A 6,079-nucleotide genomic window follows, 5' to 3' on the forward strand; every position below is an offset into this window, starting at 1 on the left:
TTACTCACTATCTTGCAGCATCGCAGTTCTACCTCCATCAATAACGTACGTACTCCCTGTTGCAAAAGCAGCATAGGGACTAGCTAGAAAAGCGCAAAAACCGCCTATTTCTTCAGGTGTACCAAGTTTCCCTGCTGGATGTAGTGCAATGGTTCGTTCATATTCTGCTTGTGGGTCAGGAAAGCTATCAAACCACTTAGTCGCTCCTCTTGTTTCAACAAATCCTGGAGCAATGCCAATCGTTCTAACTTCCGGCCCCCATTCAATAGCTAAACTGCGGACTAGCCCTATTAATGCTGTTTTCGAAACATTATAAGGAAAACAACCCGGCATTGTAGCTACTCCATGATTAGACCCCATAATAAGTAATGTTCCATTACTACTCTTACGTAAGTAAGGCAAACTATATTTAGCTAGTAACCAATGTGATTTTAAATTCAAGTCAAAATTATGTTCCCACTCCTCAGTCGTGCAATGTTCCGCTCCTTTGAAGACGTTAGCACCAGCATTAGAAACGACAATATCGATACCACCATGCTGAGCGACCGCTTCATTAACCACATGAATTAAATCCGTCTCTTCCTTTACATCAGCACGTACGTAAGTGAGTGTGCTACCAACAGCAGCAATTTCCTCACCTAGCGCCACAACTTGCGGATCATCATGCGCCGCTCGTGCGCAGCCAACAATAATAGCACCTGCCTTAGCAAGCACCTTCGCTACACCCTCACCAATACCACTACTTACCCCGGTAACCAACGCCACTTGTCCAGCCAAATTAATTTCCAGTGCCACCAGACATCCCTCCGCTCAAATAAGCTACTTCCGATTTAATGTTAATATCTTTAATTAAAATGATATAATCTTATTCCAAAACTGTCAATCACCTTCTACACACTGCTTTAACTACCAGCTATCTTTACCAACTTAACTATTACTTTAATACTACTTTTATTGTCATTTCGTCACAACAGTCCCCACCTATTCATGGCTTTTAAGGCGTATCCCCTTCGCTCAGTACCATAATATTCCACTTAGCAAAGGGGATATGCCATAAAAGTTGTTGTTTTATATATATGGCTAAAGTATCAGATCAAAGCAGCAAAGAGCCTCACCTTTTGACGTGTATTCGAAAATTGTAAGCTTTTAGCTTTTTTCGAATGTTTGTTCACATCATGGTAGTGAGGCTATTTGTTGTTTCATTATCTGTTGATTTTGGTGTTAGTTTCAATTTTAGTTGTTGTTTGAGACTAGGTTCGGTCCTGGGATACTACGTTTATTTTTGGTGCTACTTCCGGGCGTTTGCCTGGCCAAAATACTCGCTCGCCCACCAACGTAGTGATAGCTGGCACTAAAAATGGACGAACAATAAACGTGTCTAATAGTACGCCAAGTGCTGTAATAAGACCGAATTGCATTAATACTTGCAATGGTAAGGTAGCTAACACCGCAAAGGTTGCAGCTAATATCAATCCTGCGGACGTAATGACACTACCCGTTTGACTAACCCCTTCTTTGATCGCTTGCTTGAGGAGCATCTCTTTACTTTTTTTCCAAATGCTTGAAACCATAAATATATTGTAGTCCTCGCCTAGGGCGATCAAGAAGACAAACGCATAGAGTGGAATGGCTCCTTGTAATGCTTCTACTCCGAAACCATAATGTAAAATAAGCCAACCTAAACCAAGTGCTGAGACAAAGGATAGTAACACTGTTGCAACCAAGTATATGGTCGCCCACAAGGAACGTAGGTAAATAAATAGTAATATTGTAATAAGCACAATAACAAGCGGCATTACTACTTTATTATCACGACTGTTCAGCTCTCGATTATCGTATTGCTCCGCTGTTTGTCCGCCGATCCAAACCATATTTTGCGCCGCTTCCAGTGAGCTGGCAGTTTTATTTTCTAGCAATACTTCTGCTGCTGCAAGTCGCAATTTAGGTATCGCATCCATCGCTTCTTGTTCGTAAGGATTCGTATGCAAAATAACAGTAAAGGAAGTGTATGTCGTATCATTTACTCCTTGTACCGGTGCGCTAACTTCGCCTACTTGCGGCATTTGTTCCAGTGTTGTCTTCACTTGTTGTTCGATTTGTTCCCTCGCATTTGCATCAGTATCAGTTTTTGTATCAGTTGATGATTCATTTTGTTGATGCTGCATTACGATAGTGACGGGCGCTAACTCCCCAGGCTCAAATGCTTGAGCAATTTGCTCGTAGCCTTGCTTGGATGGCATATTGTCCGGAAATGATGATAACAAATCATATTTATACGGAATACTTATCGCAAATAACGCTAACGTCACTAGTAAAATAGTACAAGTCATGACCACTTGCCAAGGTTTGCGGACAACTAAGTTGCCTACTCTATTTCCTAATGTTCGCTCAGGATCTTTTCGCTTTACTCGTTTTCCTGTTTTAGCTTCGTAAGCGACTATCATTTCAGGTGTGCGTGGAATAAAGGGAAAGAAAGATTTTCGCCCTATAATCGCTAATAGTGCTGGTACTAATGTTAAACTAGCTATCCCCATAATGAATATCGAAAGGCTGAATGGTATAGCAAATCGTTGATAAGAACCATATTCCGCAGCCAACAGAGACAATAATGCTAATACAACGGTGAACCCGCTCATCGCAATCGCGCCAGATGCACCACGAAATGTTTGTTTAATAGCATCGGTAATCGTCGCTGTTTGCTGTAATTCATGTCGGAATCGAGTAATATAAAATAAACAATAGTCCGTTCCCGCTCCGAATAGTAAGACGGTCATAATCGCTGTCGCTTGCGAATCAATGACAATCCAATCGTTGGCTGCTAGCCAGCCTAGAATCGGACTAGTAACTAAGTAAGCAAAGCCTACTCCAATCAAAGGTATAATAGCTAAAATAGGTGAACGATAAATAAATAGTAACAAAACAAGCACTAACAAGACCGTAGCTACCATTAATACAAAGTCTGCATTTTTAAATAAGTCCGTAGCGTCTACTAAAATTCCTGCTGGACCGCTAATTCTCGCAGTTAGTACATCTTTCTCACCCAGTTCGGCGGCAAATGGAGCTTGTTCATCCGTCGTTACCTGTTGTTGTATATGTTGTATACTTGCTTTTAACGTTTCGGTTACAGCATCCTCTTCAAACAAAAGTGGTTGAATAAACACTGTTCCATCTTCTGATGTCATTTGCTGCAATGCAATAGGTGGCATCTGATGCAATGGTACAGATTGCTGCAATGCTGCTGGCGGTTGTTTTTCTAGTTCCGCTGCTAATGACTGAATAACGCTATAGTCTTCATCTGTTAGCCCAGTTGCTCTCGACCAAACAACTAGCGCCGGAATTCCGGAAGCGCCAGGGAATTGTTCCGCAATAATTTGGCTAGCTACGACGGAATCTGCTTCTTCCGGTAGATTAGGCGCGTTATTGCGCTCATGTTGCTTCACACTAGGTAAAGTAATCGTTAATACAATTGCCACAACAAGCCATACTATCAATGTCGCCCACTTCGTACGTGGTCCCGCAACATACATCGCTAACTTATTCATCATTTTCCCTCCAACTATTAATGGATATAATATCTATAAGGTATATAACTGTTATAATTATATATACCGTACGGTTAATTAATCAAGTACTTTTTTAAAATATTTTTTTGTGCGATGATATAATGTAAGAGATATGAGTTAACGGAGGAATGTATCTTGTCACAAAAATTACCACTACGTCGCCCCGGCAGACCAAAACAAACGGAAACAAGCCCTGATACCAAACAATTTATAATGCGTACGGCTGCTCAAATGTTTATGCAGCAAGGCTACGAAAAAGTATCCCTCGCCCAAGTTGCCAAAGCATGTCAGTTAACTAAAGCGAGTCTTTATTACTATTTTGATACAAAAGCAGAGCTATTTACGCAATGTGTCGTTAACGTCCTCTCCTTTGCAGAAATACAAACACGGCATATTGTCACAGGCGATTTACCAATCGATAAAAAGCTGCAACTAGCTGCTATTGGCAGAATGCGTAATGCGGAGATTGAATTTGAAGCCATGTTAGGCAATGCCAGACAAAGTTTATCGCCAGAACAAATAGAGCTAATTAGAGCAAGCGAACAAGCAATCTATGCGACGATTGCTACCGCTCTACAGCAAGCTATCGATGATGGAGAAATACGACAGTGTGACCCGATGCTAACGACGCATATATATACGAGTATGCTAACTTTGCGAAATCGAGAACATTTTATGGCATTGATGGACAATAACATAGAACGAGCAGCTGAGGAAATCATCCAATTGTTAATGCACGGACTTTCAAAGTCATGATGGATGCCAACACAACAAAACACCGCTACCGACACTCCCTGTTTGGACTGACTCCTTCGTATACTTTAATCGTTATTTTCTAGTACACAAGAGCAGTTATAAGAAATGTTAGCGGTGTTTGTTATTAATCTTTATACGGATCGAATTCGTTCGCACCAGCCATACAAACACCGATTGGTTTAAGCACATGTAGTACGTCTATCGTTTCCGCATGAGCATCTAGCACTTCTTGTAGTTGACGATAAACAAATGGGCTTTCATCGGTACCCGCACCTCGGAGTTCAACGCCGTAGGCACGAATCGCTTCTATCATTTGCTGCTCCGTAACCTGTCCACCCGTCCGTTTTTTCGTTTTCCAATTCATTTTGCCCGCCGCTTGTGTACGGCTCATTATTCGTCCTGCACCATGCACTGTACTGTAAAATGCCGCTTTGTTTTCTTCTGTATCTTTGCCACGGACAATAACTGAAATATCACCCATACTTCCCCCGATAAAACCAAGCTGACCTGGTGCAGAAGGAGTAGCCCCTTTGCGCACAACGATCGTTTCTTCACCATTATGCTGTTCTTTCCACGCATAGTTATGATGATTGTGAACAGCAAAGTTAGCTGTAGCTCCAACTATTTGCAATACTTCTTCTATTACATGGTCACGACCCGCATACGCAAATCTACCTGCTAATTGCATCGCCCGATAGTACATATCCCCAACTTCACTATCCATTTCAAATAATGTAGGAGGCTGATCCATACCTTCACCAGGAGAATTGCCTAAAAACGGACGACGTGCTGCCAAATTCAAAAAACCGCTGGCTGTTTTGTGTCCAAATCCTCTACTGCCAAAATGATTACCTATCCACAACATACCCGTAGCCGGTTCTTCAAATAGATCCACATAGTGATTACCACTGCCGACTGTACCTAGCTGACTTTGTGCTAGCTTTTTTAATTGATCATGTTCATGCGTACCTATTTGTTTATATATGTTCCAATCTGGATCGTCGAACATGTCATGATCCACTGGTTTATTATTTACTCGACCGATACCAAATGAAACACGTTTTGCAATTTCGTCCATCAATTGAGGTAGTTTATATTTAATATCATTAACCATAACATTCGTTCTCACCGCTTTGTTACCACAGCCTATATCATAACCTACCCCTGAAGGTGAAATTTGATTGCGATAAGCGATAACTCCACCGATTGGCTGACTATATCCTTTATGATGATCCGCCATTAACAGCGCTTGAACAACATTGCCCGTATTGGCACAAGTAATAGCTTGCGTAACCGCACTTTCTTCTGCCTTCCCCCACACCCGTACACCTTGAATTGTTTCGTATGCCATTTTATATTTACACCTAACCTTTCCTTACCTAGCTAGCTTTATAGCGTATATACTTCGCTCAGTCGCGTTGCTCCATCCACTCTTAGATTGCGTATATACTTCGCTCAGTTACGTTGCTCTATCCACTCTTAGATACGTATATACTTCGCTCAGTCACGTTGCACCATACGCTCTTAGATTGCGTATATACTTCGCTCAGTTACGTTGCTCTATCCACTCTTAGATTACGTATATACTTCGCTCAGTCACGTTGCTCTATCCACTCTTAGATTGCGTATATACTTCGCTCAGCATTCCTGTAGAGCGTTAAATTTAGACTTTGTAATTAATGAAGCATCCCTATAGGATAGAGATAGGCCGGACCAAGGCACTATTCTATCTTAGGAGATGCTCTACTATGAAGTTTAAA

General features: G+C 41.5%; 4 protein-coding genes. 1 reads left to right on the forward strand and 3 read right to left on the reverse strand.

What is annotated here, in order from left to right; translation table 11 throughout:
* Together ACFSTH_RS09505 and ACFSTH_RS09510 are read right to left on the reverse strand one after the other, a co-directional pair.
* The gene (locus tag ACFSTH_RS09505; protein WP_377774839.1) at window positions 1-795 is read right to left on the reverse strand and encodes an SDR family NAD(P)-dependent oxidoreductase; all 795 of its coding nucleotides are present in this window, start codon (window positions 793-795) and stop codon (window positions 1-3) included.
* A 455-nt stretch (window positions 796-1,250) separates the two neighbouring features.
* Window positions 1,251-3,545 (reverse strand): MMPL family transporter, encoded by a 2,295-nt coding sequence (locus tag ACFSTH_RS09510; RefSeq protein WP_377774838.1) that lies wholly within the window; start codon window positions 3,543-3,545, stop codon window positions 1,251-1,253.
* Window positions 3,546-3,698: 153 nt separating this feature from the next.
* Between ACFSTH_RS09510 and ACFSTH_RS09515 the strand changes: the two genes are divergently transcribed.
* On the forward strand, window positions 3,699-4,319 hold the full coding sequence (locus tag ACFSTH_RS09515; RefSeq protein ID WP_377774837.1) for a TetR/AcrR family transcriptional regulator: 621 nt from the start codon (window positions 3,699-3,701) through the stop codon (window positions 4,317-4,319).
* Window positions 4,320-4,443: 124 nt separating this feature from the next.
* On the opposite strand, the gene ACFSTH_RS09520 is transcribed toward ACFSTH_RS09515, so the two are convergent.
* Entirely contained in the window at window positions 4,444-5,670 is a 1,227-nt protein-coding gene (locus ACFSTH_RS09520; RefSeq protein WP_377774836.1) for an RtcB family protein, read from the reverse strand.
* Window positions 5,671-6,079 lie beyond the last annotated feature (409 nt).

Source organism: Paenibacillus yanchengensis (assembly GCF_042684845.1).
Lineage (GTDB): Bacteria > Bacillota > Bacilli > Paenibacillales > Paenibacillaceae > Pristimantibacillus > Pristimantibacillus yanchengensis.

Coding starts and splice junctions, on each gene's coding strand:
- ACFSTH_RS09510 (WP_377774838.1), bottom strand. CDS start 3,545: ATGATGAATAAGTTAGCGATGTATGTTGCGGGACCACGTACGAAGTGG.
- ACFSTH_RS09520 (WP_377774836.1), bottom strand. CDS start 5,670: ATGGCATACGAAACAATTCAAGGTGTACGGGTGTGGGGGAAGGCAGAA.